Source organism: Idiomarina sp. ST10R2A5 (genome assembly GCF_051842325.1).
Taxonomy (GTDB): domain Bacteria; phylum Pseudomonadota; class Gammaproteobacteria; order Enterobacterales; family Alteromonadaceae; genus Idiomarina; species Idiomarina abyssalis.
This window is the reverse complement of the sequence record NZ_JBNIEX010000033.1, coordinates 1-271: the sequence shown is the minus strand read 5'-3', so window position 1 is coordinate 271 and position 271 is coordinate 1. Positions and strand designations below refer to the sequence as shown.

The 271-nt window shown below is 67.2% G+C and carries 1 protein-coding gene; it reads left to right on the top strand.

Going from position 1 to position 271, the window contains the following annotated elements; genetic code table 11:
* Positions 1–271, top strand: a 271-nt coding sequence (locus tag ACP7FG_RS13015) for a TerC family protein (protein WP_439226629.1), incomplete at both ends; no start/stop codon positions are given.

The window sequence follows — 271 nt, the reverse complement described above, 5'->3', positions numbered from 1 at the left end:
CGTGACGGGCTGGGGCAGCGAAAGCGTGCGATCGTGGATGCCTATCTGAGTTCCTCCTTCCTGCTGTCCCTCCTCCAGATCGTCTGGATCGACATCATCCTGTCGGGGGACAACGCCGTGGTCATCGCCCTGGCCTGCCGCGGACTGCCCGAGCGGCAGCGGCGGATCGGGGTGTATGCAGGGGCCCTGGTCGCGGCGCTCCTGCGGATCGTCTTCGCTCTCATCATCTCGCAGCTTCTCGCGGTGCCGCTGCTGAAGGTGGTCGGCGGCC